The sequence below is a fragment of the Streptomyces sp. NPDC052299 genome (assembly GCF_040679335.1).
GTDB lineage: Bacteria > Actinomycetota > Actinomycetes > Streptomycetales > Streptomycetaceae > Streptomyces.
This window is the reverse complement of sequence record NZ_JBFAUP010000027.1, coordinates 44,066-69,252: the sequence shown is the minus strand read 5'-3', so window position 1 is coordinate 69,252 and position 25,187 is coordinate 44,066. Positions and strand designations below refer to the sequence as shown.

At 72.2% G+C, this 25,187-nt stretch carries 27 protein-coding genes; 20 read left to right on the top strand and 7 right to left on the bottom strand.

Going from position 1 to position 25,187, the window contains the following annotated elements; all coding sequences use genetic code 11:
* The first annotated feature begins 59 nt into the window (after positions 1-59).
* From AB0L33_RS32065 to AB0L33_RS32055, 3 genes are all read left to right on the top strand, one after another.
* Positions 60-1,700 (top strand): SulP family inorganic anion transporter, encoded by a 1,641-nt coding sequence (locus tag AB0L33_RS32065; RefSeq protein WP_365687023.1) that lies wholly within the window; start codon positions 60-62, stop codon positions 1,698-1,700.
* Positions 1,697-2,122 carry an ATP-binding protein gene (locus tag AB0L33_RS32060; protein WP_365687006.1) on the top strand — a complete coding sequence of 142 codons (426 nt, stop codon included), beginning with the start codon at positions 1,697-1,699 and terminating at the stop codon, positions 2,120-2,122. The genes AB0L33_RS32065 and AB0L33_RS32060 overlap by 4 nt, the downstream gene beginning before the upstream one ends.
* A 133-nt stretch (positions 2,123-2,255) precedes the next feature.
* Complete coding sequence (locus tag AB0L33_RS32055; RefSeq protein ID WP_365687005.1) at positions 2,256-2,636, top strand: metalloregulator ArsR/SmtB family transcription factor; 381 nt, start codon at positions 2,256-2,258, stop codon at positions 2,634-2,636.
* Positions 2,637-2,654: 18 nt separating this feature from the next.
* On the opposite strand, the gene AB0L33_RS32050 is transcribed toward AB0L33_RS32055, so the two are convergent.
* A complete protein-coding gene (locus AB0L33_RS32050) occupies positions 2,655-2,801 on the bottom strand; it encodes a DUF6126 family protein (RefSeq protein WP_365687004.1) in 147 nt (48 codons plus the stop codon).
* Between the two features lie 273 nt (positions 2,802-3,074).
* Between AB0L33_RS32050 and AB0L33_RS32045 the strand changes: the two genes are divergently transcribed.
* The 13 genes from AB0L33_RS32045 (at position 3,075) to AB0L33_RS31985 (ending at position 14,915) form a co-directional block, all read left to right on the top strand.
* Positions 3,075-3,215 carry a hypothetical protein gene (locus AB0L33_RS32045; protein WP_365687003.1) on the top strand — a complete coding sequence of 47 codons (141 nt, stop codon included), beginning with the start codon at positions 3,075-3,077 and terminating at the stop codon, positions 3,213-3,215.
* Positions 3,212-3,301 (top strand): K(+)-transporting ATPase subunit F, encoded by a 90-nt coding sequence (kdpF, locus tag AB0L33_RS32040; protein ID WP_365687001.1) that lies wholly within the window; start codon positions 3,212-3,214, stop codon positions 3,299-3,301. The genes AB0L33_RS32045 and kdpF overlap by 4 nt, the downstream gene beginning before the upstream one ends.
* An 8-nt stretch (positions 3,302-3,309) precedes the next feature.
* Positions 3,310-4,974 (top strand): potassium-transporting ATPase subunit KdpA, encoded by a 1,665-nt coding sequence (gene kdpA, locus AB0L33_RS32035; protein ID WP_365687000.1) that lies wholly within the window; start codon positions 3,310-3,312, stop codon positions 4,972-4,974.
* A complete protein-coding gene (gene kdpB / locus AB0L33_RS32030; RefSeq protein WP_365686998.1) occupies positions 4,971-7,079 on the top strand; it encodes a potassium-transporting ATPase subunit KdpB in 2,109 nt (702 codons plus the stop codon). Before kdpA ends, kdpB begins: the two co-directional genes overlap by 4 nt.
* Positions 7,080-7,085: 6 nt before the next feature.
* Entirely contained in the window at positions 7,086-7,757 is a 672-nt protein-coding gene (locus tag AB0L33_RS32025) for a potassium-transporting ATPase subunit C (RefSeq protein WP_365686997.1), read from the top strand.
* Between the two features lie 120 nt (positions 7,758-7,877).
* Entirely contained in the window at positions 7,878-8,714 is an 837-nt protein-coding gene (locus tag AB0L33_RS32020; RefSeq protein ID WP_365686996.1) for a class I SAM-dependent methyltransferase, read from the top strand.
* Between the two features lie 146 nt (positions 8,715-8,860).
* On the top strand, positions 8,861-9,712 hold the full coding sequence (locus AB0L33_RS32015) for a HipA family kinase (protein WP_365686995.1): 852 nt from the start codon (positions 8,861-8,863) through the stop codon (positions 9,710-9,712).
* Positions 9,709-10,092: a DUF3037 domain-containing protein gene (locus tag AB0L33_RS32010; protein WP_365686994.1), complete on the top strand. Its 384-nt coding sequence runs from the start codon at positions 9,709-9,711 to the stop codon at positions 10,090-10,092. Before AB0L33_RS32015 ends, AB0L33_RS32010 begins: the two co-directional genes overlap by 4 nt.
* A 213-nt stretch (positions 10,093-10,305) precedes the next feature.
* Positions 10,306-11,067: a 3-oxoacyl-ACP reductase FabG gene (gene fabG / locus AB0L33_RS32005; protein WP_365686993.1), complete on the top strand. Its 762-nt coding sequence runs from the start codon at positions 10,306-10,308 to the stop codon at positions 11,065-11,067.
* A gap of 20 nt (positions 11,068-11,087) precedes the next feature.
* Positions 11,088-11,843 (top strand): SDR family oxidoreductase, encoded by a 756-nt coding sequence (locus AB0L33_RS32000; protein ID WP_365686992.1) that lies wholly within the window; start codon positions 11,088-11,090, stop codon positions 11,841-11,843.
* A gap of 117 nt (positions 11,844-11,960) precedes the next feature.
* Positions 11,961-13,553, top strand: coding sequence for an ABC transporter substrate-binding protein (locus AB0L33_RS31995; protein WP_365687022.1), 1,593 nt, complete (start codon positions 11,961-11,963; stop codon positions 13,551-13,553).
* 103 nt (positions 13,554-13,656) lie between these two features.
* Positions 13,657-14,340, top strand: coding sequence for a uracil-DNA glycosylase (locus tag AB0L33_RS31990; RefSeq protein ID WP_365686990.1), 684 nt, complete (start codon positions 13,657-13,659; stop codon positions 14,338-14,340).
* 95 nt (positions 14,341-14,435) lie between these two features.
* The gene (locus AB0L33_RS31985) at positions 14,436-14,915 is read left to right on the top strand and encodes a hypothetical protein (protein ID WP_365686988.1); all 480 of its coding nucleotides are present in this window, start codon (positions 14,436-14,438) and stop codon (positions 14,913-14,915) included.
* Between the two features lie 25 nt (positions 14,916-14,940).
* Here the strand turns inward: AB0L33_RS31985 and AB0L33_RS31980 are convergent, their stop codons facing one another.
* Positions 14,941-15,381 carry a hypothetical protein gene (locus AB0L33_RS31980; RefSeq protein ID WP_365687020.1) on the bottom strand — a complete coding sequence of 147 codons (441 nt, stop codon included), beginning with the start codon at positions 15,379-15,381 and terminating at the stop codon, positions 14,941-14,943.
* Positions 15,382-15,634: 253 nt separating this feature from the next.
* On the opposite strand from AB0L33_RS31980, the gene AB0L33_RS31975 reads away from it, so the two are divergent.
* The gene (locus tag AB0L33_RS31975) at positions 15,635-16,534 is read left to right on the top strand and encodes a Gfo/Idh/MocA family oxidoreductase (RefSeq protein ID WP_365686986.1); all 900 of its coding nucleotides are present in this window, start codon (positions 15,635-15,637) and stop codon (positions 16,532-16,534) included.
* Here the strand turns inward: AB0L33_RS31975 and lnt are convergent.
* Together lnt and AB0L33_RS31965 are read right to left on the bottom strand one after the other, a co-directional pair.
* Positions 16,531-18,111 carry an apolipoprotein N-acyltransferase gene (lnt, locus tag AB0L33_RS31970; protein ID WP_365686985.1) on the bottom strand — a complete coding sequence of 527 codons (1,581 nt, stop codon included), beginning with the start codon at positions 18,109-18,111 and terminating at the stop codon, positions 16,531-16,533. The genes AB0L33_RS31975 and lnt overlap by 4 nt on opposite strands.
* Positions 18,112-18,204: 93 nt before the next feature.
* Positions 18,205-19,074 (bottom strand): universal stress protein, encoded by an 870-nt coding sequence (locus tag AB0L33_RS31965; protein WP_365686983.1) that lies wholly within the window; start codon positions 19,072-19,074, stop codon positions 18,205-18,207.
* 152 nt (positions 19,075-19,226) lie between these two features.
* Here AB0L33_RS31965 and AB0L33_RS31960 point away from each other — a divergent pair, with 152 nt between their 5' ends.
* A complete protein-coding gene (locus tag AB0L33_RS31960; RefSeq protein ID WP_365686982.1) occupies positions 19,227-19,604 on the top strand; it encodes a hypothetical protein in 378 nt (125 codons plus the stop codon).
* A gap of 45 nt (positions 19,605-19,649) precedes the next feature.
* Here the strand turns inward: AB0L33_RS31960 and AB0L33_RS31955 are convergent, their stop codons facing one another.
* Complete coding sequence (locus AB0L33_RS31955; protein WP_365686981.1) at positions 19,650-20,522, bottom strand: undecaprenyl-diphosphate phosphatase; 873 nt, start codon at positions 20,520-20,522, stop codon at positions 19,650-19,652.
* A gap of 183 nt (positions 20,523-20,705) precedes the next feature.
* On the bottom strand, positions 20,706-21,416 hold the full coding sequence (locus AB0L33_RS31950) for a TVP38/TMEM64 family protein (RefSeq protein ID WP_365686980.1): 711 nt from the start codon (positions 21,414-21,416) through the stop codon (positions 20,706-20,708).
* 364 nt (positions 21,417-21,780) lie between these two features.
* Here AB0L33_RS31950 and tuf point away from each other — a divergent pair, with 364 nt between their 5' ends.
* Positions 21,781-22,950 (top strand): elongation factor Tu, encoded by a 1,170-nt coding sequence (gene tuf / locus AB0L33_RS31945; protein WP_365686979.1) that lies wholly within the window; start codon positions 21,781-21,783, stop codon positions 22,948-22,950.
* A 93-nt stretch (positions 22,951-23,043) separates the two neighbouring features.
* Positions 23,044-23,889 (top strand): fused MFS/spermidine synthase, encoded by an 846-nt coding sequence (locus AB0L33_RS31940; RefSeq protein ID WP_365686977.1) that lies wholly within the window; start codon positions 23,044-23,046, stop codon positions 23,887-23,889.
* Here the strand turns inward: AB0L33_RS31940 and AB0L33_RS31935 are convergent.
* The gene (locus tag AB0L33_RS31935) at positions 23,851-25,164 is read right to left on the bottom strand and encodes an MFS transporter (protein WP_365686975.1); all 1,314 of its coding nucleotides are present in this window, start codon (positions 25,162-25,164) and stop codon (positions 23,851-23,853) included. The genes AB0L33_RS31940 and AB0L33_RS31935 overlap by 39 nt on opposite strands.
* Between the last annotated feature and the right edge of the window lie 23 nt (positions 25,165-25,187).

The window sequence follows — 25,187 nt, the reverse complement described above, 5'->3', positions numbered from 1 at the left end:
TCCTCGGCGCGGGCCGCCGGCTGCGGGCGGTCCTGCCCGCCGCCGCCGACTTCCGGCTGATGGCCAGGAACCCGCGCAGGGACCTGCTCGCCGGGCTGACCGTGGCGATCGTCGCCCTGCCGCTCGCCCTGGGATTCGGGGTGTCCTCGGGACTCGGCGCGGAGGCCGGACTGGCCACGGCCGTGGTCGCCGGGGCCATGGCCGCGGTGTTCGGGGGCTCCAATCTCCAGGTGTCCGGGCCGACCGGTGCGATGACCGTGGTCCTGGTGCCGATCGTGGCGCGGTACGGACCCGGCGGCGTCCTGACCGTCGGGCTGCTGGCCGGGGTCCTGCTGATCGCGCTGGCGCTGCTCCGGGCCGGGCGGTACATGCGTTACGTACCCGCCCCGGTGGTGGAGGGCTTCACGCTCGGGATCGCCTGCGTGATCGGCCTGCAGCAGGTGCCCAACGCCCTCGGCGTCGCCGCCCCCGAGGGCGAGAAGGTGCTCCTGGTGGCGTGGCGGGCCGCGGAGTCGTTCGCCGGGGCTCCGGGCTGGACCGCGCCCGGGCTCTCCCTGGGCGTCGCCGCGGCGATGCTGGCCGGGGCCCGGTGGCGTCCGGCGATCCCGTTCTCCATCGTCGCGGTCGCCGCCGCCACCCTGGTCGCACAGCTCTGCCACCTGGACACGGCCCTCATCGGGGAGCTGCCGGCCGGGCTCCCCGCCCCCTCGCTCACCTTCCTCGACCCGTCGGCCCTCGGCGCGCTGATCGCCCCGGCCGTGGCGGTCGCCGCACTGGCCGCGCTGGAGTCCCTGCTGTCGGCGACGGTGGCCGACGGCATGACCGTGGGACAGCGCCACGACCCCGACAAGGAGCTGTTCGGGCAGGGCGTGGCCAACCTCGCCGCCCCGCTCTTCGGCGGGGTACCGGCGACGGCCGCCATCGCCCGGACCGCGGTCAACGTCCGTACCGGGGCGTCCTCGCGGCTCGCCGCCCTCAGCCACGCCGCCGTCCTGGCCGTCATCGTGTCCGCCGCGTCCCCGCTGGTGTCGAAGATCCCCCTCGCCGCCCTCGCCGGCGTCCTGCTCGCGACCGCGGTCCGCATGGTCGGGGTCGGCGCGCTGCGCGCCATGGCCCGGGCCACCCGCTCCGACGCCGTCGTCCTGGTGCTGACGGCGTCGGCGACCCTGGTGCTCGACCTCGTGTACGCGGTGATCATCGGGCTCGTCGTCGCGGGCGCCCTCGCCCTGCGCGCCGTCGCGCTGCAGGCGGGTCTCGAGCGGGTCGACCTCCACGCGGACCTGCCCGGCGAACACGGCGACGAGGAGCACGCGCTGCCGGCCGAGCACATCGTCGCGTACCGGATCGACGGCCCGCTGTTCTTCGCGGCAGCCCACCGCTTCCTCCTCGAACTCGCCGAGGTGCCGGACGTGCGGGTCGTCATCCTGTGCATGTCGCGCGTGACGACGATGGACGCGACCGGCGCCCTGGTGCTGAAGGACGCGGTGGAGAAGCTGAACCGGCGGGGCATCGCCGTCCTGGCCGCCGGCATCCGCCCCGGCCAGCGCCAGGTGCTGCGGTCCGTGGGAGCGCTCGACCTCCTGGGCCACGAGGGCCGTGCCTTCGCGAGCACCCGGGAGGCCGTCGCCGGGGCCCGCCGCCACCTCGAACGGGCCGGCCTCCTGCCGGGCCCGCACCACCCCGGGAAGGCTCTGCGATGACGGCCGGACCACCGCAGGCGATGCCCTTCCGGCACGTCCTCACCCTGCCCGCGATGGGTGCGGCGGTGCGGGTGGCCCGCGAGACCGCCGAGGAGGTGCTGGTCGAGTGCGGTGTCGGCCTGCGCCACCCGAGCACCGGGCGGGCCCTGTTGATCCTCTCGGAGCTCGTCACCAACGCCGTTCGGCACGCCGCCGCGCTGACCCCGGCGATCACGGTCACCTACGCCCACGGACCCGGCGTCTTCGCGTTCGGCGTCCATGACCGCCACCCCTACCGGCCGCCCCTCGTCGGCGCGGCCGTCGCGCCGGGCAGCGGACTCGCCACGGTGGTCGAGACGACGGCGGAACTCGGGGGCACCGCCGTCACGCGCGGTGACGCGGACGCGGGCGGCAAGTGCATCTGGATCACCCTTCCGCTGTGAAGGACCGCGGGCCGGTGTCCGGCGGGCGGGCGTGATCGCCGGAAGTTGCAGGAATCTGCAATTGTGGAGGTCGAACACTGTGCAGACCGGGTCGGAATCGCCGCCCCGGCACGAGAGGCGTGGGGTGGACGAGGTGCGCGGTACAGGCGCGACGGGCAACGCGGGCGAACCCGGCGGTACGCAGGCGCCCCTCTACCAGCTCAAGGCCGAGTTCTTCAAAACCCTCGGCCACCCGACCCGCATCCGCGTTCTGGAGCTGCTGAGCGAGCGTGAGCACGCGGTCGCGGAGATGCTCGCGGAGGTGGGCATCGAGGCCGCCAGCCTGTCCCAGCAGCTCGCCGTGCTCCGCAAGGCCAATCTCGTCCTCACCCGCCGCGAGGGCTCGAACGTGTACTACCGGCTGGCCAGCCCCGAACTCGCCGAACTGCTGCGGGTCGCCCGCTCCATCCTCTCCGGGGTCCTCCAGGGCCAGGCCCAGCTGCTGGCCGACCTGCACGCCACCCGCCGTCGCTGACCACTGCGGCGAGGACTGCTACTTCTGGGCGTGCCGGCCCACGTAGAAGAGCACCCACACGAAGCCCGCGAACAGGTGCGTCCCGAAGATGTAGAAGAAGGCGCGCAGCGCTACGCCCTTCTCCAGCCACCGCTCGTGCTCGTCAGCCGCCGTCTTCTTCGTCATGGGCCGCCCGTCTCCGATTCACCCGTCACCGCATATGCGTAACTAGCCAATTGCATAACATTGCAAGTGTATAGGCCGGCCGGAGGCCGCCGGAACCCAGCGCCGCGCGCCGCGTGTGCCGGGCGCGGCGGAGCGCATCCGGTCGCTACTTTCCGTAGCGCCGAACAAGGCGATTCGTGACGTGAACCGCCGCCCGCGTCAGGCCGGCGTCAAGGATTCCGCGCCATCGTATGGAGCACATCAAGGCTGCTTGTTCCGGACGTGGAGCGGAGGTTGGCTTTCCTTGGCCAGAAGGCCGAAACACATCCTCACGTCAATCAGGAGCTCGCGATGGCCGATCTGGCCTTCGTCGTCACCACAGTCGCGGTATTCGCACTGGTGGCTCTCGTCGCCCGGGGGGTGACCAAGCTGTGACCGTCGAGAACATTGTCGGCCTCGTCGTGGCCGTGTCGCTGCTCGGATATCTCGTCCTGGCCCTCATCGACCCGGAGAGGTTCTGAGAGCGGAAATGAGTCCCCAGATCGCCGGCCTGCTCCAGCTCACAGCGATGATCGTGGCCCTCGGCCTCGCGTACCGCCCGCTGGGCGATTACATGGCCAAGGTGTACTCCTCCGAGAAGCATTACAAACCGGAGAAGTGGATATACCGGATCATCGGCGTCAACCCCTCCACCGAAATGAGATGGCCCGCGTATCTGCGCGGCGTGCTCGCCTTCTCGGCGGTGAGTGTCCTCTTCCTGTATCTGATGCAGCGGCTGCAGGGATCGCTGCCCGGCTCGCTGGGCTTTTCCTCGATCGATCCGGACCAGGCGTTCAACACCGCCGCTTCGTTCGTCGCGAACACCAACTGGCAGTCGTACTCGGGTGAACAGGCCATGGGGCACGTCGTGCAGACCGGCGGCCTCGCGGTGCAGAACTTCGTCTCGGCCGCCGTGGGCATGGCCGTCGCGGTGGCCCTCGTACGGGGGTTCGCCCGGTCGCGCACGGGTGAGCTCGGCAACTTCTGGTCCGACCTGGTGCGCGGCACCGTCCGCATCCTGATCCCGATCGCGGTGCTCGGCGCGCTGGTGCTGGTCGCCTGCGGGGCGATCCAGAACTTCGCCGGCATTCACGAGGTCGGGCAGTTCACGGGCGGGACGCAGCAGTGGAACGGCGGCGCGGTCGCCTCCCAGGAGGCCATCAAGGAACTGGGCACCAACGGCGGCGGCTACTTCAACGCGAACTCCGCGCATCCCTTCGAGAACCCCAACGGGCTTTCCAACCTGTTCGAGATTTTCCTGATCCTGGTCATTCCGTTCGCGCTCACGCGGACCTTCGGCCGGATGGTCGGATCGCTCAAGCAGGGGTACGCGATCCTCGGCACGATGGCCGTCATCTGGATCGGATTCACACTCCTCATGATGTGGACCGAATTCGCGCACAGGGGCCCGGCCTTCGACATCGCCGGCGGCGCCATGGAAGGCAAGGAGAATCGTTTCGGCATCGCCGGGTCGTCTCTCTTCGCCGTGGCCACCACCCTCACCTCCACAGGTGCGGTGAACTCGTTCCACTCCTCGTACACCGGCTTCGGCGGCGGCATCACGATGCTCGGCATGCAGCTCGGTGAGATCGCTCCCGGCGGGGTCGGATCCGGCCTTTACGGAATGCTGGTCATGGCGGTCGTCGCGGTGTTCATCGCCGGGCTGATGGTGGGCCGTACGCCGGAATACCTCGGCAAGAAGATCGGTACCCGTCAGATCAAGTTCGCGGCCTGCTACATCCTCATCACCCCGTCGCTCGTGCTCGGCTTCACCGCCGTCGCGATGGCCCTGCCCACGCCGGGGAATTCGATGACGAACACGGGCGCGCACGGATTCTCCGAGATTCTTTACGCCTATACCTCGGGTGCCAACAACAACGGCTCCGCCTTCGCCGGGCTCAACGCCGACACCCAGTGGTTCAACACGACTGTCGGGCTCGCGATGCTGCTCGGCCGGTTCCTGCCGATGGTGTTCGTCCTGGCCCTGGCAGGTTCGCTCGCCGAGCAGAAGCCGGTGCCCGAGACCGTGGGCACCCTGCGCACCGACAAGGCCCTCTTCGTCGGCCTGCTCCTGGGCACGATCCTCATCATCACCGGACTCACCTACTTCCCGGCCCTGGCTCTGGGCCCGCTCGCCGAAGGGCTCGCCTCATGAGCACGCCTACTCCTGCCCGAGCTCCGCACGGAGACCTGCCCCAGGCCGGTGGCCACGGGGCCGCCGACCACGTCGGCGGCGGACTGTTCGATCCCGGGCAACTCCTGAAGTCCTTCCCGGACGCCCTGCGCAAGCTCGATCCGCGCGTGATGGTCAAGTCGCCGGTGATGTTCGTCGTCCTGGTCGGCTCCGTCGTCACCACCGTGCTCGCGGTGGCGGATCCCGCGAACTGGTTCGGCTGGGCGATCGCCGGCTGGCTCTGGCTGACCACGATCTTCGCCAACCTGGCGGAGGCCGTCGCCGAGGGCCGGGGCAAGGCGCAGGCCGACACCCTGCGCAGGGCCAAGACCGGTACCGTCGCCCGCCGGATCATCGGCCCGAACGAGGAACGGGTCGCCGGCACGGACCTGCGCATCGGGGACCTCGTGGTCTGCGAGGCCGGGGACGTCATCCCCGGCGACGGAGACGTGGTGGAGGGCGTCGCCTCCGTCGACGAGTCCGCGATCACCGGCGAGTCCGCCCCGGTCATCCGCGAGTCCGGCGGTGACCGCTCGGCCGTCACCGGCGGGACCAAGGTGCTCTCCGACCGGGTCGTCATCAAGATCACCACCAAGCCGGGCGAGACCTTCATCGACCGCATGATCAACCTGGTGGAAGGTGCGGCCCGGCAGAAGACGCCGAACGAGATCGCCCTGAACATCCTGCTGGCGTCCCTCACGATCGTCTTCCTGCTCGCCGTGGTCACCCTGAAGCCGTTCGCGATCTACGCCGGCGCCGACGACCAGACGTCCATGATCGTGCTGGCCGCGCTGTTGGTCTGCCTGATCCCCACCACCATCGGGGCCCTGCTGTCCGCGATCGGCATCGCGGGCATGGACCGCCTGGTGCAGCGCAATGTCCTTGCGATGTCCGGGCGCGCGGTGGAAGCGGCCGGCGACGTCTCCACGCTGCTGCTCGACAAGACCGGCACGATCACCCTGGGCAATCGGCAGGCGGCCGAGTTCGTACCGGCCCGGGGGGTGACGGAGGCCGAACTCGCGGACGCGGCCCAGCTCTCCTCGCTGGCCGACGAGACCCCCGAGGGCCGATCCGTCGTGGTGCTGGCCAAGGAGGCGTACGGGCTGCGGGAACGGACCCGGGGCGAGCTGGCCGGCGCGGACTGGATCGCCTTCACCGCGCAGACCCGGATGTCCGGTGTCGACCTGGACGGGCGCAAGGTCCGCAAGGGCGCGACCGGTTCCGTCGTCGCCTGGGTGAAGGAGCGGGGCGGGGACGTTTTCGAGGACGCGCAGGCGCTCACCGACCGGATCGCCCGGGCCGGCGGTACGCCGCTGCTGGTGGCCGTGGAGGACGCGCACGGCGCGCGGGTCCTCGGAGTGATCCATCTCAAGGACGTGGTCAAGGAGGGCATGCGCGAACGGTTCGACGAGCTGCGCCGCATGGGTATCAGGACGGTCATGATCACGGGTGACAACCCGCTGACCGCGAAGGCGATCGCCGAGGAGGCGGGCGTCGACGACTTCCTGGCCGAGGCGACGCCCGAGGACAAGATGGCCCTCATCAGGCGGGAGCAGGCCGGCGGCAAGCTCGTCGCGATGACCGGCGACGGCACCAACGACGCCCCCGCCCTGGCCCAGGCCGACGTGGGCGTCGCGATGAACACCGGGACCTCGGCCGCCAAGGAGGCCGGGAACATGGTCGACCTCGACTCCAACCCCACCAAACTCATCGAGATCGTCGAGATCGGCAAACAACTCCTCATCACCCGGGGCGCGCTGACGACCTTCTCCATCGCCAACGACGTGGCGAAGTACTTCGCGATCATCCCCGCCATGTTCGCCGTCGCCTACCCCTCGCTGGACGAGCTCAACATCATGGGGCTCGCCTCGCCCGAGTCCGCGATCCTCTCGGCGGTCATCTTCAACGCGCTCATCATCGTGGCGCTCGTGCCACTCGCCCTCAAGGGCGTCCGCTACCGCCCGGACGGCGCGGACAAGATGCTGCGCCGCAACCTCGGCCTGTACGGACTCGGCGGCCTGGTCGCCCCGTTCATCGGCATCAAGATCATCGACCTGCTCCTCTCCCTCATCCCCGGAATCGGCTGATCCGCCATGACCCACAGCACCGTCAGCAGCACCGCCCGCGTACTCGGGGCCGGGCTCCGCGCCCTGCTCGTCCTGACCCTCGTATGCGGAGTGATCTACCCGCTCGCCGTCACCGGCGTCGCCCAGGCCCTGTTCAACGACAAGGCCAACGGCTCCGAGGTCAAGGACGCCGGCGGACAGGTCGTCGGCTCCTCCCTCATCGGACAGCGGTACGACCTGCCGCCGAAGAAGGGCGAGGAGTCACCCGCCCCGGACCTCAAGTGGTTCCAGCCCCGCCCCTCCAACGGCCTCGGCACCAACAGCGTCAACACCCAGTACTCCCTGATCCTCTCCGGCGCCACCAACCGCTCCGGCGACAACAAGGAGCTGATCCAGTGGGTGAGGGACGCCAAGGCGGCCGTGGTGCAGGACAACTCCACCGCCACCTACAAGGTCGAGCCCGCGGACGTACCGGCCGACGCCGTCACCTCCTCCGGCTCCGGCCTCGACCCGGACATCTCACCCGCGTACGCGAAGCTCCAGGCACACCGCGTCGCCGAGAAGAACGGTCTGGACCTGGCGCAGGTCGAAGACCTCATCGCCGAACACACCACGGGCCGGATCCTCGGCTTCATGGGCGAGCCCCGGGTGAACGTGCTCGAACTGAACACCGCGCTCCGGGACCTGACCCGCGCCTGACCGAGTGGTGGACCGGCCGGCCGCCGGCGGTGGGACAGTGACCGGATGGGCCGGCCGGCGTTGGGCAGGGTGCCGTCCTGATCTGCGGGGCGGCGCCCCTGTCTGCGAAGGAGACCTGCAGTGCAGCCACCCCGTACCGCTGCGCTTCCGGAGGTCGCGGAGACGGCGTTGTGGACCTTGTATCACCGCGCGGCCGAGGCGACCCGGAAGGACACCGTCCTGGCGGACCCGCAAGCGGTGCGGCTGGTGGCTCAGCTGGACTTCCCGTTCCGCCACAGACTCGGCCGCGCCCGTCCCTGGGTGGCCCAGGCCCTGGCCCTGCGCTCCCTCGCGTTCGACGATGTGGTGCGCGCGTTCCTCTCCGAGCACCCCGACGGCACGGTGATCGCGCTCGGTGAGGGCCTGGAGACGACGTTCTGGCGGGTGGACAACGGGCGGATGCGGTGGGTCTCGGTCGACCTGCCCGACCCGCTCGCCCTGCGCGCACGGCTGCTCCCGCGCAACGCCAGGCAGCACCTGGTTCGCTGCGACATCGGCCGCGAGCCGGACAGCGTCTGGTCGCGGTCCGTGGACCCGTCACGCGGCGTGGTGGTCACCGCCCAGGGGCTGCTGATGTACCTGCGTGAGGACCGGGTACGGCAGATGCTCGCCGCGTGCGCGGAGACCTTTCCCGGCGGCACGATGGTCTTCGACACCGTCTCCCGCCGTTTCAGCAGACGGACCCGAAGCGGTGCACGCGGACCAGGGGGCCACGTCCTTCCCCCGATGCCCTGGGGCATGGACCCCGACGGCCGAGTAGCGCTGAAGGCGGTCCATCCCGCCATCACCGAGATCCGGGACGTCGCGCTTCCGGCAGGCCGCGGCCCCACCGGCCTCCTGGCCTCCCGGCTCTCCACCCTGCCTCTCCTGCGGACCAACCGGCCCCTCATCACCAGCCTGCGCTTCAGCCCGGCCTGAGCCGGCCGCGGAGCCGCCGCGGCGGAAGCCGGTGGTCACCCTCGGTTACGATCCTCCTCAGCGCCGTCGACTTGTGGTTCCCGCCTCCGCGCTCCGGGAGAATGGTCCGTGGATTGCAAGGCCGAAGAGATGGGTGGCCCGGGAAAGTGTTGGAAGAAGTCGTAGTGACCCGCTATGTCACGCCCCTGCGTGAAGGCGGCTCGCTCCCCGGGATCGTCGAGGCCGACGACCTCGGCACGTACGTCATGAAGTTCACCGGAGCGGGGCAGGGCCGCAAGACGCTCGTCGCGGAGGTGATCTGCGGGCAGCTCGGGCGGCGGCTGGGGCTGCGCGTGCCCGAGCTCGTGCAGATCGAGCTCGACCCGGTCATCGGGCTCGGCGAGCCCGACCAGGAGGTGCAGGAGCTGCTGAAGGCCAGCGGCGGTCTGAACCTCGGGATGGACTTCCTGCCCGGCTCGCTCGGCTTCGACGCCCTCGCCTACGAGGTCGACCCGCGCGAGGCCGGGCGGGTCGTCTGGTTCGACGCGCTGATCAACAACGTCGACCGGTCCTGGCGCAACCCGAACATGCTCGTCTGGCACGGTGACCTCTGGCTCATCGACCACGGCGCCACCATGATCTGGCACCACAACTGGCCCGGCGCCCAGGCGTCCGCCGCCAAGCCGTACAACGCCTCCGACCACGCCCTCGCCCCCTTCCGGCCCGACATCGCGTCGGCCGCCGCCGAGCTCGCCCCGCTGGTGACGCCCGAGCTGCTCGCCGAGGCCGCCGCCGACGTGCCCGACGAGTGGCTGGTGGACGAGCCCGGGTTCGGCTCGACCGACGAGCTGCGGCAGGCGTACGTGGACGCGCTGGCCGCCCGCGCGTCCACCATCCACGAGCGCATCGTCATGGACGCGCCCACCCCCGACAAGCCGTCCCAGGCCCCGGGCTGGATCACCGAACGGCTCGCCCCGCGCGGCCACGCCACGGACGGCGAGAAGGGCGGCCGGGCATGAGCGGGCGCGACGTCTTCGAGTACGCGCTGCTGCGCGTCGTCCCGCGCGTCCAGCGCGGGGAGTGCTTCAACGCGGGCGTGGTGGTCTACTGCCGCGCCAAGGGCTTCGTGGCCGCCCGCACCGAGCTGGACGAGACCAAGCTGAAGGCGCTCGACCCCGGCGCCGACGTGACCGGTGTCCGGGCCGCGCTGCACGCCGTCGAGGGCATCTGCCGCGGCGGTACGGACGCGGGCCAGGCCGCCGGTGACGACGCGGGGAGGCGCTTCCGCTGGCTGATCGCGCCGCGCTCCACCGTCGTGCAGCCCGGCCCCGTGCACAGCGGCCTCACCACCGATCCCGAGGCCGAGGTGGAGCGGCTGCTCGACCTGCTGGTGCGCTGAGCCCCGCCCGGGCCGCCGTCCGCGCACCGCGTGACGGCGGCGCGGCGGGGTGTGACATGCGCCGCTGCGCCCGTGGCCCGTTGACACCGGGTGCCAGGGCTTCTAGCGTCTCGTCTGCTGAAGGTACTAAGCGGTTGCTCAGTCATCGGGCGGGTTCTCACCGGAGCCCCCGACGTCCGCTGAGCCGCTATCCAAGGGCGAGGAGAGCCAAGCATGTCGACCAGCGAGCAGCGCGTAGCCATCGTGACGGGAGCGGCCCGGGGCATCGGTGCCGCCACCGCGGTACGTCTGGCGGCCGAGGGCCGCGCCGTCGCCGTACTCGACCTCGACGAGGCGGCCTGCAAGGACACCGTCGAGAAGATCACCGCCGCCGGGGGCACGGCCCTCGCCGTCGGCTGCGACGTGTCGGACAGCGCCCAGGTGGAGGCCGCCGTCGCGCGGGTCGCCGACGAGCTCGGTGCCCCGACGATCCTCGTCAACAACGCGGGCGTGCTCCGCGACAACCTGCTCTTCAAGATGAGCGAGTCCGACTGGGACACCGTGATGAACGTGCACCTGAAGGGCGCGTTCCTGATGGCCAAGGCCGTCCAGAAGCACATGGTGGACGCCAAGTTCGGCCGTATCGTGTCGCTGTCCTCCTCCTCGGCGCTCGGCAACCGCGGCCAGGCCAACTACTCGGCCGTCAAGGCCGGTCTCCAGGGCTTCACCAAGACCCTCGCCAAGGAGCTCGGCAAGTTCGGCATCACCGCCAACGCCGTCGCGCCCGGCTTCATCGTCACCGAGATGACCGCGCAGACCGCGGCCCGCGTCGGCATGGGCTTCGAGGAGTTCCAGGCGGCCGCCGCGACGCAGATCCCGGTGCAGCGCGTCGGCGTCCCCGACGACATCGCCAACGCCATCGCCTTCTTCACGGGCGACGCCGCCGGCTTCGTCTCCGGCCAGGTCATGTACGTGGCCGGCGGACCGCTCAACTGACCCGAAGGGCTGCGGACATCATGACTGTGCAGGACAGCGGCAAGGTCGCGCTGATCACCGGCGCGAGCCGGGGCATCGGCTACGGCATCGCGCAGGCCCTCGTGGAGCGCGGTGACCGGGTGTGCATCACCGGGCGCAACGAGGGCGCGCTGAAGGAGGCCGTCGAGGCGCTCGGCGCCGACCGGGTCATCGGCGTCGCCGGCAAGGCGCACGACGAGGCGCACCAGGCGGTGGCCGTCGCGCGCACCATGGAGGCGTTCGGCCGGGTCGACTTCCTGGTCAACAACGCGGGCACCAATCCGGTCTTCGGGCCGATCGCGGAGCTCGACCTGAACGTCGCCCGCAAGGTCTTCGAGACCAACGTGGTCTCGGCGCTCGGCTTCGCCCAGCAGACCTGGAAGGCGTGGCAGAAGGAGAACGGCGGGGCGATCGTCAACATCGCCTCGGTCGCCGGTGTCTCCGCCTCGCCCTTCATCGGCGCGTACGGGATGAGCAAGGCGGCCATGGTCAACCTGACCCTCCAGCTGGCGCACGAGTTCGCGCCGGTGGTCCGGGTCAACACGATCGCTCCGGCGGTCGTCAAGACCCGCTTCGCCCAGGCGCTGTACGAGGGCCGCGAGGAGGAGGCGGCCGCCGCCTACCCGCTGGGCCGGCTCGGCGTGCCGGAGGACATCGGCGGCGCGGCCGCCTTCCTCACCTCCGGCCAGTCCGCGTGGATCACGGGCCAGACCCTGGTGGTCGACGGAGGCATTTTCCTGAATGCCGGAGTCGGCTGATCCGGCCTGGGCCGATATGGTCCCGATTGCCTCAAGTGCCCCGCCGGACCTGCGGATTGACCCGGCGGGGCGCTGCGGTATGGTCTGCCGACCCACGGCTGATCGAGGAGCGTGCACGTGTTCTACCGGGCCAGTCTGCAAGCCGCTGCAGCCCTTGCGACCCTGTCCTTGCTGGCCGGCTGCGGGCTGTTGCCCGGCGGCGGCTCGGAGGTGGACCAGAAGCTCGCCGTCGGGACGACCAGTGAGCCCTCGACCCTGGACCCGGCGGCGGCGTGGGACGGCTCCTGGGAGCTGATGCGGAACGTGTTCCAGACCCTGGTGGCGTTCCCCACCGGCAGTACGAAGCCCGAGCCGGACGCGGCCGAGGAGTGCCGGTTCACCGATCACACCAGCACCGCCTACCGGTGCAGGCTCCGCAAGGGACTCACGTTCTCCAACGGCGACAAGCTGGACGCGGCGGCCGTGAAGTACTCCATCGACCGGATCTCGGAGATCGGCCTCAAGCGCGGACCGGTCGGCATGCTCGGCTCCCTGGACCGGGTCGAGACCAAGGGCGACGACGTCGTCATCTTCAACCTGAAGAAGCCCGACGCCACCTTCCCCTTCGTGCTGGCCACCCCGGCCATGTCCCTGGTCGCGCCGAGCGCGTACTCGAAGCACAAGATCCGCGACGACGGCAAGGTCACCGGCTCAGGCCCCTACCTGCTGGACTCCTACAAACAGGGCGACCGCTCCGAACTGGTGAAGAACCCCGACTACAAGGGCTTCGCCGACCGCAAGAACGACGCCGTGACCATCCGGTACTTCAAGGACTCCGGCGCCATGGTGAAGGCGCTCCGCAAGAACGAGATCGACGCCACCTACCGCGGCCTGTCCGCCGAGGACGTCGTCAGCATCGAGGACAGCAGCACCAACGGCAACGACGAGGGCGGCGACCTCCAGATCGTGGAGTCCACCGGTGCCGACATCCGCTTCCTGGTCTTCAATCCGGACGACCCCGCCGCCGGAAAACCGGCCGTCCGACGGGCGATAGCCCAGCTGGTCGACCGGGACGCGCTCGTCGCCAAGGTCTACCGGGGCACGTCCGAACCGCTGTACTCGATGGTCCCGAAGGGCATCGCCACGCACACCACCAGCTTCTTCGACACCTTCGGCAACCCCAGCAAGGACAAGGCCCGCCAGATCCTGGCCGACGCGCACATCACCACGCCCGTCCCCATGACCTTCTGGTACACCACCGACCGCTACGGCTCCTCGACCGCACCCGAGTTCGCCGAGCTGAAGCGCCAGCTGGAGGCGTCCGGACTCTTCCGCATCACCCTGAAGAGCGCCCCGTGGAAGGCTTTCCAGGACGGCTTCAACAACGGGGACTACCCGGTCTTCGGCCGGGGCTGGTTCCCGGACTTCCCGGACCCGGACAACTTCATCGCCCCCTTCGTCGGCAAGAAGAGCGTCACGGGCATGCCGTACGTGAAGGACGAGATCACCAAGCAGCTGCTGCCCGAGTCGCGCAAGCAGAGCGACCGGGGCGCGGTCGCCAAGGAGTTCGAGCGGGCCCAGAAGATCCTGGTGGACGACGTGCGGCTGCTGCCGCTGTGGCAGGGCAAGCTGTACGTGGCGGCCGGCGAGGACATCGGCGGCGGCGAGCGCGCCCTGGACCCGCAGACCGTCATGCAGATGTGGGAGCTGTACCGCAAGGCCAGCTGGTAGCACCGCGCGCGGGCGGGCCCCGGTGGCCCGCCCGGACCGCGTTGTCAGTGCCGCCCGGTAGGTTCTGGGATCAAGAACGGATTGCTTACCGGAGGTTGTTCACGTGACCGACACCGACCTGCTGCCCGAGTCCTGGCGCGGCGTCCTCGGCGAAGAGCTGCAGAAGCCGTACTTCAAGGAGCTCACCGAGTTCGTGGAGGCGGAGCGCTCCGCCGGACCGGTCTACCCGCCCCGGGAGCAGGTGTTCGCGGCGCTGGACGCGACTCCGTACGACAAGGTGAAGGTCCTGGTCCTCGGCCAGGACCCCTACCACGGCGAGGGTCAGGGCCACGGCCTGTGCTTCTCGGTGCGGCCCGGCGTGAAGACGCCGCCCTCCCTGCGCAACATCTACAAGGAGATGAATGAGGAGCTGGGCCTCCCCGTCCCGGACAACGGCTATCTGATGCCGTGGGCCGAGCAGGGCGTCCTGCTGCTCAACGCCGTGCTCACCGTCCGCGCGGGCGAGGCCAACTCGCACAAGGGCAAGGGCTGGGAGAAGGTCACCGACGCCGTCATCCGGGCCGTCGCCGCCCGCCCCGACCCGGCGGTCTTCGTCCTCTGGGGCAACTACGCGCAGAAGAAGCTCCCCCTGATCGACACCGAGCGCCATGTGGTGGTGAAGGGCGCGCACCCCTCGCCGCTGTCGGCGAAGAAGTTCTTCGGCTCCCGCCCGTTCACCCAGATAAACGAGGCCATCGCCCAGCAGGGCCACCAGCCCATCGACTGGCGCATCCCCGACCTCGGCTGAGCCGCCCCCGAGCCTCCACGCGTCCACCCGCCCCGGCGGCTAGCGTCGGAAGCCGGACCGCCAGGTCCGGGCGGGACGGGCGCGAGGAGGCCGTGGTGACGGAGCAGCGGGAGGCGTCGGAGGACGTCTTCATGACCAGGATCGGCCAGGCGGTCATGCTGCTGCACGGAGGCGACCGGGAGGAGGCCCGCAACCGCTTCACCGCGCTCTGGTCCGAGATCGGCGACGGGGGCGACGCCCTGCACCGGTGCACCCTGGCGCACTACATCGCCGATACGCAGGACGACCCGGCCGACGAGCTGGCCTGGGACCTGCGCGCGCTGACCGCCGCCCTGGCCGGTGAAGGAGCGGCCGGGGACCGGGACGCGCACGCGATGCGGGCCTTCTACCCGTCGCTGCACCTCAACCTCGCCGCGGACTACGTGAAGCTCCAGCGGCCCGCCGCCGCCCGGGACCACCTGGAGCGGGCCCGGGCGGCCTCGGCGGTGCTGGCCGACGACGGCACGGACGACGGATACGGGGGCGGCGTCCGGGCGGCGATCGGCCGGCTGGAACGGCGGCTGCGCGAGTGGTGACCGGTGCGGTCCGGCCGCCGCCCCGTCAGCGGCCGTAGGCGCGGTCGCAGATCCGGGACTGCGGACTGCCCGCCGGCCAGTGGCCGTAGCCCCTGCCGAGGTCGCACACCCCGGACCCGCCGCCGGGCGCGGGCAGGACGGGTGCGGGAGGGGGCGGGGCGATCCGGCGCGGCAGCGGCAGGTCCGGGGCGGGCGCGAGCCGCCGCGGCACCGGCAGGCGCGGTTCACCGACGGGTGTGGCCGGGCGCCCCGGCGACGGCTTGTGCGTGGCGGACGGCGCGGCCGCGCGGGAGGGCTTCGCCTTTGGTACGGCCTCCAGCGTGTCGTGGACCGGCGGCCCGGCGGTCTGCGGTGCCAGGTCGTGGGCCGGCCGGCTGACCCCGGGGCGCGGCGGGGCGGCCGGATGCGGCTGGACGGACACGCACCCGGACAGGGCCGCGACCGCGAGTCCGGCCAGGAGTTTCACGGCGGTTCTGGTTCGTTGCACGTGATCAACTCTGCGGGGCCGGTGATCCGTCCGTGCCTCCGTCGCCCCCGATCCGCCCGCACGAGTGACGCCGGTCAGCCCGGCGCCGCCGCAACGGCGCCGTCGGCGGGCCCGCCGACGCCCGGGGGCGGCCGACGGGATCGCCGACCGGCGGCCCCCCGGGCGCCACGTATGCTGCCGGGACGACGAAGGAAGCGCCCGGCAACGGCGCTGACCAGCGAGAGGACACCCTGTGAAGGTCGGCTGCATCGGGCTCGGGGACATCGCGCGGAAGGCGTACCTGCCGGTGCTCGGCACCCTGCCGGACATCGAACTGCACCTCCAGACCCGCACCCCGGCCACCCTGGCCACGGTCGCCGCCGCTCACCGCATTCCGGCGGACCGGTGCCACCAGGACCTGGACTCGCTGCTCGCCCAGGGGCTCGACGCCGCGTTCGTGCACGCCTCGACCGCCGCCCACCCCGAGATCGTGGGCCGGCTGCTCGACGCCGGCGTCCCCACGTACGTGGACAAGCCGCTCGCCTACACGCTGGAGGAGTCCACCCGCCTGGTGGAGCTCGCCGAGGCGCGCTCCACCGGACTCGCCGTCGGCTTCAACCGGCGGCTGGCCCCGGGCTACGTCGAGTGCGCCGAGCACCCGCGCGAGCTGATCCTCCTGCAGAAGAACCGCGTCGGGCTCCCCGAGGAACCCCGGGCCATGGTCTACGACGACTTCATCCACGTCGTGGACACCCTGCGCTTCCTGGCGCCCGGACCCGTCGAGCGCACCGTGGTCACCGGGCGGCTCGTGGACGGGCTGCTGCACCACGTGGTGCTCCAGCTCTCCGGCGACGGCTTCACGGCGATCGGCGCGATGAACCGGCTCAGCGGCTCGACCGAGGAGCGGCTCGAAGTCTCCGGCCAGGACTCCAAGCGCGAGGTCCTCAACCTCGCGGAGGTCATCGACCACAAGGGCCGGCCGAGCGTGAGCCGACGCGGCGACTGGGTCCCGGTGGCCCGTCAGCGCGGCATCGAACAGGCCGTGCTGGCCTTCCTGGACGCCGTACGCGAAGGCCGCCCGCTGAGCGCCCGGGACGCCCTGGAGACCCACGAACTGTGCGAACGCGTCCTGCGGGAGCTCGACGCGGTCTAAGAAGCCTGCGTCGCGGTCTTCACCGGCCGCGTACGCCTCCGGGCGCGCACCCCTCGTACGCCCTCCGCCGCGCAGAAGACCGCCAGCACCCCCAGCGCCCCGTACAACGCCCAGTCGCCCAGGCGCACGTACAGCGTCGTGCCCCGGGCCAGCGGTACCCCGTAGACGGCGGTCCCGCTGGTTTCCGTGCCGAGCCGGGGTCCGACCGGCTCGCCGTGCGGGCCGTACACCGCGCTCACGCCCGTGAGGGTGGCGTGCACCATCGGGCGGCCGCTCTCCGCCGCCCGCAGCGCGGCGAGCGAGGCGTGCTGGCCCGGCGCCCAGCCGTGCTGGAAGGACGACGTGGAGGACTGGGCGACCAGGAGCCCCGCCCCGTCCCGGACCAGACGCCGGCTCATGTCCGGGAACGCGGACTCGAAGCAGACCAGCGGGCCGAGGCGCAGTCCGCCCGCGCCGGGCACCCGCATCGTGACCGGGCCCGTGCCGCGCAGCCGGTCCTCGCCCGCCGCCCGGCCCATCGAGGTCGCCCAGCCGAGGGCCGACCGGGCCGGGATGTACTCGCCGAACGGTACGAGCCGCATCTTGTCGTACCGGTCCCCGGTGAGCCCCTGGGGCCCGACCAGCACGGCGCTCTTGAAGATCCCGGTGCGCCCCGCCGCGTCGGTCTGCCGGGCGTCCACGTTCACCAGGACGTCCGCGCCCACCGCCCGCGACAGCGCCGCGAGCCGGGCCGCGATGTCCGGCCGCCGGACCGGGTCCGCGCCGACGCTGCTCTCGCCCCACACCACCAGGTCGACGCCCTTGCCCGCGAGCGACCGCGTCAGCTCCTCGCCGAGGGCGAACCTCCGCTGCACGCTGCCCGGCCCCTCCACGATCCCGGGCTGCACGACGGCCACCCTGGCGGTACCCGTCCGTTCCGGCTGCGGCGCCCACACCCAGGCCGCCCCGGCCACCAGCGCCCCCGCCAGGAGCGACACGGCGGCCACCGTCCGGGCGGCGGAGTGCACCAGCAGCACGGTCACCGCCGTGTTCACCGCCACCACCAGCAGGCTCACCAGCCACACCCCGCCCACCGAGGCCAGCCGGAGCGCCGGTTCCACCTGCCACTGGCTCGCCCCGAGCAGCCCCCACGGGCCGCCCAGCGCCTCCCAGGACCGCACCAGCTCGATCATCAGCCAGCCGCACGGCACCAGGACCACCGCAGCGACCGCCGCCCGCCCGCTCAGCGGGCCGCGCAGCAGCCGGTGCGCCAGCAGCCCCCACGGAGCCCACAGCAGACCCAGCAGCGCCGCGAGGAGCACGATGAACACGTGCAGGCTCGGCATCAGCCAGTGGTGCACGGCGATCATGTAACCCGTGCCGCCCAGCCACGCGTCGCGGGCCGCCCGGCGGCCCGTGCCGGCGGACCGGACCAGCAACAGCAGCGGGACCAGGCACACATGGGCGAACCACCACAGCGAGGGCGCGGGGAAGGCCAGGGCCGGCAGCGCACCGGCCACCAGCGCCGCGGCCGCGCGCCCCGGCGTCCGGTCCAGCACCCGTGCGCCCCGCTCGTGCCACCCGGCCCACGACCCCATGCCACGCCTCCTCGCCCCACCCTCAGGCGGGTCCGTCCGCATTCCGGTCCCGATCTTCTTCCCCAGTGTGGACCGGTGGACGCGGCCAGGCTGTCAGCAGGGGACGACGGCCACCGGGCCCATCGCGTGCGTGAGGGTCGTGTGCGCCACCGGCGACAGCCCGAGCCCCAGCGACTCACCGCCCCGCCGCCGTCCGAGGACGGTCAGCGAAGCCGTCGCGGACGCGGTGACGAGTGTGCGTGTCGCGGAGCCGTTGACGGGCTCCTTCATGACCTCGACCTGGGGGTACGCGGCACGCCAGCCGGCCGTCAGCTCCGCCAGCGACCGTTCTGCCGCGTCCGCCGCCGCGTCCCGGTCGAAGACCGGCCCGCCGGACAGCATGGACGAGAACATCGTCCAGCCGTGCACGATGCGCAGCCGGGCGCCCGGGTGTGCCGCCGCCGTCTCGAAGGCGAAGTCCAGCACCCCTTCGCTGCTCTCGTCGGCGGCCACCCCGGCGACGATGTCCGGGAAGACCTCGCCGGCCCCCTCGGCCGCCGTCTCCTCGTCGTCCCGCCCGCCGTGCACGACCACCACGGGGCACTTCGCCATGGAGGCCGTCGCCAGGCTGTTGGAGCCCAGCATCAGGGACCGGAACCCGCCGAGCCCTCGCGAGCCGACCACCAGCAGCGAGGCGTCCCGGCTCAGCGAGACCAGCGCCGCCGACGGGAAGTCGAGCGGTGCGAGCGTCGTGGGGCGCAGCCCCGGAGCGACCTGCGCCACCCGGCGCACGGCCGAGGCCAGCAGCTCGCCCGCCTCCCGCTCCTGCACCTCCTGGCCGGTGCGCCGGGTCAGCTGCCGGACATGCACGATGAGCAGCGGCCAGTCCCGTACGACCGCCTCACGGGCCGCCCAGTCCAGCGCGTCGAAGCTGTGCGAGGAGCCGTCGACCGCCGCGATCACGGGAAGCTCGGTGCCGCTCATGGGTTCCTCTCCGCCGTCCGTACCTGCTTCGTACGCTACGGCGGCGCGGTCACCGGTGCCGAGGCGGAGACGGCCGTCCGGGCCCCGGCACGGCGTGACCCAGCACGTCGTTTGTCCCTCTGGGCCGGTCCGGCTGCGCCTATGCTCGCGGTATGGAGCAGAGCGAAGTGGTGAAGCGTGTGGTCGGCATCCTCACCGAGGCGGGGGAGATGCGCCGGCTGCTGGAGGAGAACCCGGACCGCGACGACGCCGACACGGACTCGACCGTGGTGACCGCCCTACTCAACGAGACCATGCCCCGCATCGCCATCCCCGAGGACGCCACCGTCGAGGACGTGGTGGTGGTCGTCGGACGCGAGGTCGGGGGAGCGGTGGAACAGCTCGTCGGGGCGTTCACCCTGGCGTTCGCCATGCTGGCCCAGGTCCACGACTCCGGGCAGACGGACGTCACCTCGGCGGACGTGCTCCAGGACCTCGCCCTGCGCGCCGAGCAGTTCGGCGCCGAGGGCCCCGGCGACACGCAGATCTGACGCATGCGCGGCCCCCGGCCCGCCCGGGGGCCGCGCACCAGGCGGTCAGCCCGCGGACTCGCCCGCGTGCGGGCTCAGCACACCGGCGCCGACGAGGACGAAGAGCAGCACGCCCAGGATGATCCGGTAGATCACGAACGGCATGAAGCTCTTCGTGGTGATGAACTTCATGAACCACGCGATGACCGCGTACCCCACCCCGAACGCGATGACCGTCGCGAAGATCGTCGGACCCCAGGAGACGTGCCCCTCGCCCGCGTCCTTCAGCTCGAAGACGCCCGAGGCGAGCACCGCCGGGACCGCGAGCAGGAACGAGTAGCGCGCCGCCGCCTCCCGGGTGTAGCCCATCAGCAGACCACCGCTGATCGTGGCCCCGGACCGCGAGACGCCGGGGACGAGGGCCATCGCCTGGCAGCAGCCGTAGATGAGGCCGTCCTTGACGCCCAGCTCGCGCAGGGTCTTGCGCTGCTTGCCGGCCCGGTGCCTGCCGCCCTTCTCGTCGCGGGCGGCCATCCGGTCGGCGAAGCCGAGCACGATGCCCATCACGATCAGGGTGGTGGCGATCAGCCGCAGATCGCGGAACGGGCCCTCGATCTGGTCCTGGAACGCCAGGCCGAGCACGCCGATCGGGATGGAGCCGACGATGACCAGCCAGCCCATCTTGGCGTCGTGGTCGCCGCGCATCGAACGGTCCGTCAGCGACCTGAACCACGCCGAGACGATCCGCGCGATGTCCTTGCGGAAGTAGATGAGGACCGCGGCCTCCGTGCCGATCTGGGTGATCGCGGTGAAGGCCGCGCCCGGGTCCTGCCAGTCGGCGAACGCCGCGGTGAGCCGCAGGTGCGCGCTGGAGGAGATCGGGAGGAACTCGGTCAGTCCCTGGACGAGGCCGAGGACGAACGATTCGAACCAGCTCATGGGGCTTGGGCCATCCCGGGGTATTCGTGCGCCGGCCGCCGGCGTCGGGCGCAGGCGGCGTGCGGTGTGCGGTCGTGCGAGAACGGGACCCGGCCGGGCCCTGTCTCGTCTGTCGGTCGCGGGCAGCGTATCGCCCCCGGGTGAACGCCCGGCGACACCCCCCGCGCGCCCCGCCCCGTCGCCTCAGCCGCCCAGGCGGTGACGGCGGCGCCAGGCGACCACGACCGCTCCGGCCCCGGTCAGCACGATGAAGCCCATCGCCGCCAGGAACGCGGGCGAGGTCGGCGACGACGCCTCGCTGCCCGCCACCACGTAGGCGGCCGTGTTCGGGATCGAGCCCAGGCCCGTCGCCACGAGGAACGGCGGATAGCCCATGCGTGAGACGGCCGCGCAGTAGTTGGCGGCCGCGAACGGCACCCCGGGGAAGAGTCGCAGCGCCAGCATCGAGCGGAAGCCGTGCCGGCTCAGCTGGCCGTCCGCCGCCCGCAGCCAGCGCCCCCGCACCAGCGTGCGCAGCGCGTCCTGGCCCAGGACCCGGCCGAGCATGAAGGAGACCCCCGCCCCCAGCACCGTGCCGCCGATCGCCGCCGCGAGGCCCGCCTGAGCCCCGAACAGGGCCCCCGCCGCGAGGTTCAGCAGCGGACGCGGCACGAACGCCACCGTGCAGACGCCGTACGCGAGTCCGAAGAGCACCACCGCCGTCGAACCACCGCTCAGCTGCCCGAGTCTGCCGGAGGTCAGCAGTTGCTGAGGCTCCAGCAGCACCATGGCCGTCGCGGCGGCCACCAGCACGGCGACGAGCAGCGAGAGCCGGGACCACGGCGACAGCAGCACCCGCGCGCAGCGCACGGCGAGGCCGGGGGAGGGCCGGGTGGCGGGGACGGTGTCGAGCATTCGGGGAGAGTAACCGACAAAGGTGTGTGATCGCCGTAATGCGCACCCGCGGGAGGCGCGGCCGCCCGCAGCCAATCCCCGTACGCCCCGCCGTAATTCGCTCGACGGGCGGACGGCCCTTCGGAGATGATCGGCGCATGTCCCGGTACGCCTTCCTCGCAGCGCCGTCCGCAGTCGCGGACGCGCCGAAGGCTGCCGTGCGCACCCTCGCAGCAGTTGTCGCCGCAGCGGTCACCGCTGCCGCAGCGCCCCTCGGCGGCGCCCGAAGCTGACCCTCCCCCGGCCGTCCGGCGGACCCCGCGAGGGGAGGGTCGGCCGGCCCCGGGGTCCTCACGTCACGCTTCGCATCCCAAGGAATGAACCCATGCCCAAGACGGCATACGTGCGCACCAAGCCGCACCTCAACATCGGCACCATGGGCCACGTCGACCACGGCAAGACGACCCTCACCGCCGCCATCACCAAGGTGCTCAGCGACCGCGGCACCGGCACCTTCGTCCCCTTCGACCGCATCGACCGCGCGCCCGAGGAGGCGCAGCGCGGCATCACCATCAACATCGCGCACGTCGAGTACGAGACCGGCACCCGGCACTACGCGCACATCGACATGCCGGGCCACGCCGACTACATCAAGAACATGGTCACCGGGGCCGCCCAGCTCGACGGGGCGATCCTCGTCGTCTCCGCGGTCGACGGGATCATGCCGCAGACCGCCGAGCACGTCCTGCTCGCCCGCCAGGTGGGCGTCGACCACATCGTGGTCGCGCTCAACAAGGCGGACGCGGGCGACCCCGAGCTGACCGACCTCGTGGAGCTGGAGGTCCGCGAGCTGCTGTCCGCGCACGGCTACGGCGGCGACACCGTGCCGGTCGTCCGGGTGTCGGGGCTGCGGGCGCTGGAGGGCGACCCGCGCTGGACCGGGGCCGTGGAGGCGTTGCTCGACGCCGTCGACACCTATGTGCCGATGCCCGTGCGCTACACCGACGCGCCGTTCCTGCTGCCGGTGGAGAACGTCCTGACCATCACCGGCCGGGGCACGGTCGTCACCGGCGCCGTGGAGCGCGGCACGGTCCGCGTCGGCGACCGGGTGTCGGTGCTCGGCCCGGACATCGAGACGGTCGTCACCGGCCTGGAGACCTTCGGCAAGCCGATGGAGTCCGCCGAGGCCGGCGACAACGTGGCGCTGCTGCTGCGCGGCGTCGAGCGCGACCGCGTGCGCCGCGGCCACGTCGTCGCGGCGCCCGGCAGCGTCACCCCTAGCCGGCGCTTCACCGCGCGGGTGTACGTCCTGTCGGGGCGCGAGGGCGGCCGCACGACCCCGGTCACCACCGGCTACCGGCCGCAGTTCTACATCCGCACGGCCGACGTGGTCGGCGACGTGGACCTCGGCGAGGCGGCCGTCGCGCGCCCCGGCGACACGGTCACCATGACCGTGGAGCTGGGCCGGGACGTCCCGCTGGAGCCGGGCCTGGGCTTCGCGATCCGCGAGGGCGGCCGCACGGTCGGCGCCGGCACCGTCACGGAGCTGCTCTGAGCCGCACGGGCCCCGGGCCCGTCTTCCCCGCTCCAGGGGGAGGCGGGCCCGTCCGCCGTCGGGCCGGGGGAGGCCGGCCCGCACAATGGGGGAGTGAACGAGTCGATACCCGTCATCCGGGACGTGGACCACGGCACCGCACGCCTCCTCCCGGACGTGGACCGGGAGCGGGCCTGGCTGCTCACGGTCGACGGCGCCCCGCAGTCCTACGTCGACCTCGACGCGCCCGAGCACCTGGAGTTCGAGTACGCCCGCCGGCTCGGCCACGTCGTGGACTGCGCCGCGGCCCCGGGCGAGCCGCTGGACGTCCTGCACCTGGGCGGCGGCGGCCTCACCCTGCCCCGCTACGTCGCGGCCACCCGGCCCGGCTCCCGGCAGGAGGTGGCGGACGCGGACCGGGGTCTGCTCGGCCTCGTCGCGGAGCATCTGCCGCTGCCCGCGGACAGCGGCATCACCGTGCACGCGGCGGACGCCCGCGCCCGGCTGGAGGGCACCGCTCCCGGGTCGGTCGACCTCATGATCGCGGACGTCTTCGGCGGGTCCCGGGTCCCCGCCCACCTCACCTCGGTCCCGTACGCCCGGGCGGCGGCGCGGGCGCTGCGGCCGGACGGGATCTACGCCGCGAACCTGGCCGACGGGCCGCCGTTCGGCTTCCTGCGCTCCCAGCTGGCCACCTTCGCGGCGGTCTTCGCCGAGCTGGCGCTGATCGCGGAGCCGGGTGTGCTGCGCGGCCGCCGCTTCGGCAACGTGATCCTGGTCGCCTCCCGCGCCCCCATCGACGTACCGGGTCTGGCCCGCCGGTGCGCGGCGGACGCGTTCGCGGCGCGGGTGGAGCACGGCGCGTCGCTGGCCGCGTTCGTCAACGGGGCCCGGCCGGTCGGGGACGAGGACGCGGTGGCGTCACCCGAGCCGCCCGACGGCGCCTTCGGCATCGGCTGAGGCGGGCGGCACGAGCGGGGCGGCGGCCACCTCGACCGTCCCGGTCCGCCGGGTCAGATTGCGTACGTCCGGAACCAGCAGCACCAGCCCCGTGACGAGCACGACCAGGCCCGCGCACCCCCACAGCGCCTGGGAGCGCCCGACCAGCGACTCGACCGGCCCGGCGAGCGCGGTGGCGACCGGCACCATGGCCACCGAGCCGAACCAGTCGTAGGCCGAGACGCGCGACAGCTTCTCCTCCGGGATCTCCTGGTGCATGGCGGTCATCCAGGAGACGCCGAACACCTCGATCGCCGTACCGCTGACGAACATCACCAGGCAGAGCCAGGTCGCCGACAGCGGCACCGCGAGCCCGGCCGACGGCAGGGCAAGCGGAAAGACGCAGAGCGTCCCGGCCAGCAGCAGCCGACGCGGCTTCCACCGCATCATCAGCAGCGCCCCGGCCAGGTTGCCGACGCCGAAAGCCGCGAGCGCGAAGCCCCAGGGCCGGGCGCCGCCGAGCGAGTCGCGGGCGACCAGCGGACCGTAGACCGCCTCGGCGGCCCCGACGGCGGCGACCACCACGGAGAACTGGGCGACGATGGACCAGAGCCACGGGCGGCCGGTGAACTCCTGCCAGCCGTCCCGCAGGTCCGCGAGCAGCCCGCCGCCGGGCTCGCGGGCCGGGATGTGGCTGACGTCGAGGAAGGCGCGCAGGGCTCCGGCGACCGCGAAGGCCGCCGCGTCGACGGCGAGCACCCAGCCGGGGTCCATGGCCGCGATCATGGCGCCACCGAGGGCGGCGCCGCCGATCGCGGCGCCCTGCGTGGACATCCGGAAGAGCGCGAAGGCACGGCTCGCCTGCTCGCCGCTGACGCTGGACATGAGCATGCCCTCGGCGGCCGGGCTGAAGAACGCCTGCCCGGTGCCGCAGAGCGCGGTGAGCAGCATCATCTGCCACAGCTTCGGATCGCCGGCCAGGACCAGCAGGGCGAAGAGGCCCTGCGAGACGCAGTTGAGGGTGTTGGCCGCGACCATCACCCGGTGGCGCGGCACGCGGTCGGCTATCGCCCCGCCGATGAGCAGGAACAGCACCAGCGGCACCGTCCTGGCGGCGGCGACGAGACCGACGTCACCGCCGTCGCCACCCGTCTGGAGAACCGCGAACGCCGCCGCGATCAGCGCGCCGTGGGTGCCCAGGGCGGTGATGATCGAGGCGGCGGTCAGCAGCCGGTAATTGCGGCCCGCCGGGACGGGTCGGGTGGTGCGGGGGGCGGGGGCGGCTGCGTCGGTCACCCAGGGACTATCGCGGCCGCCGC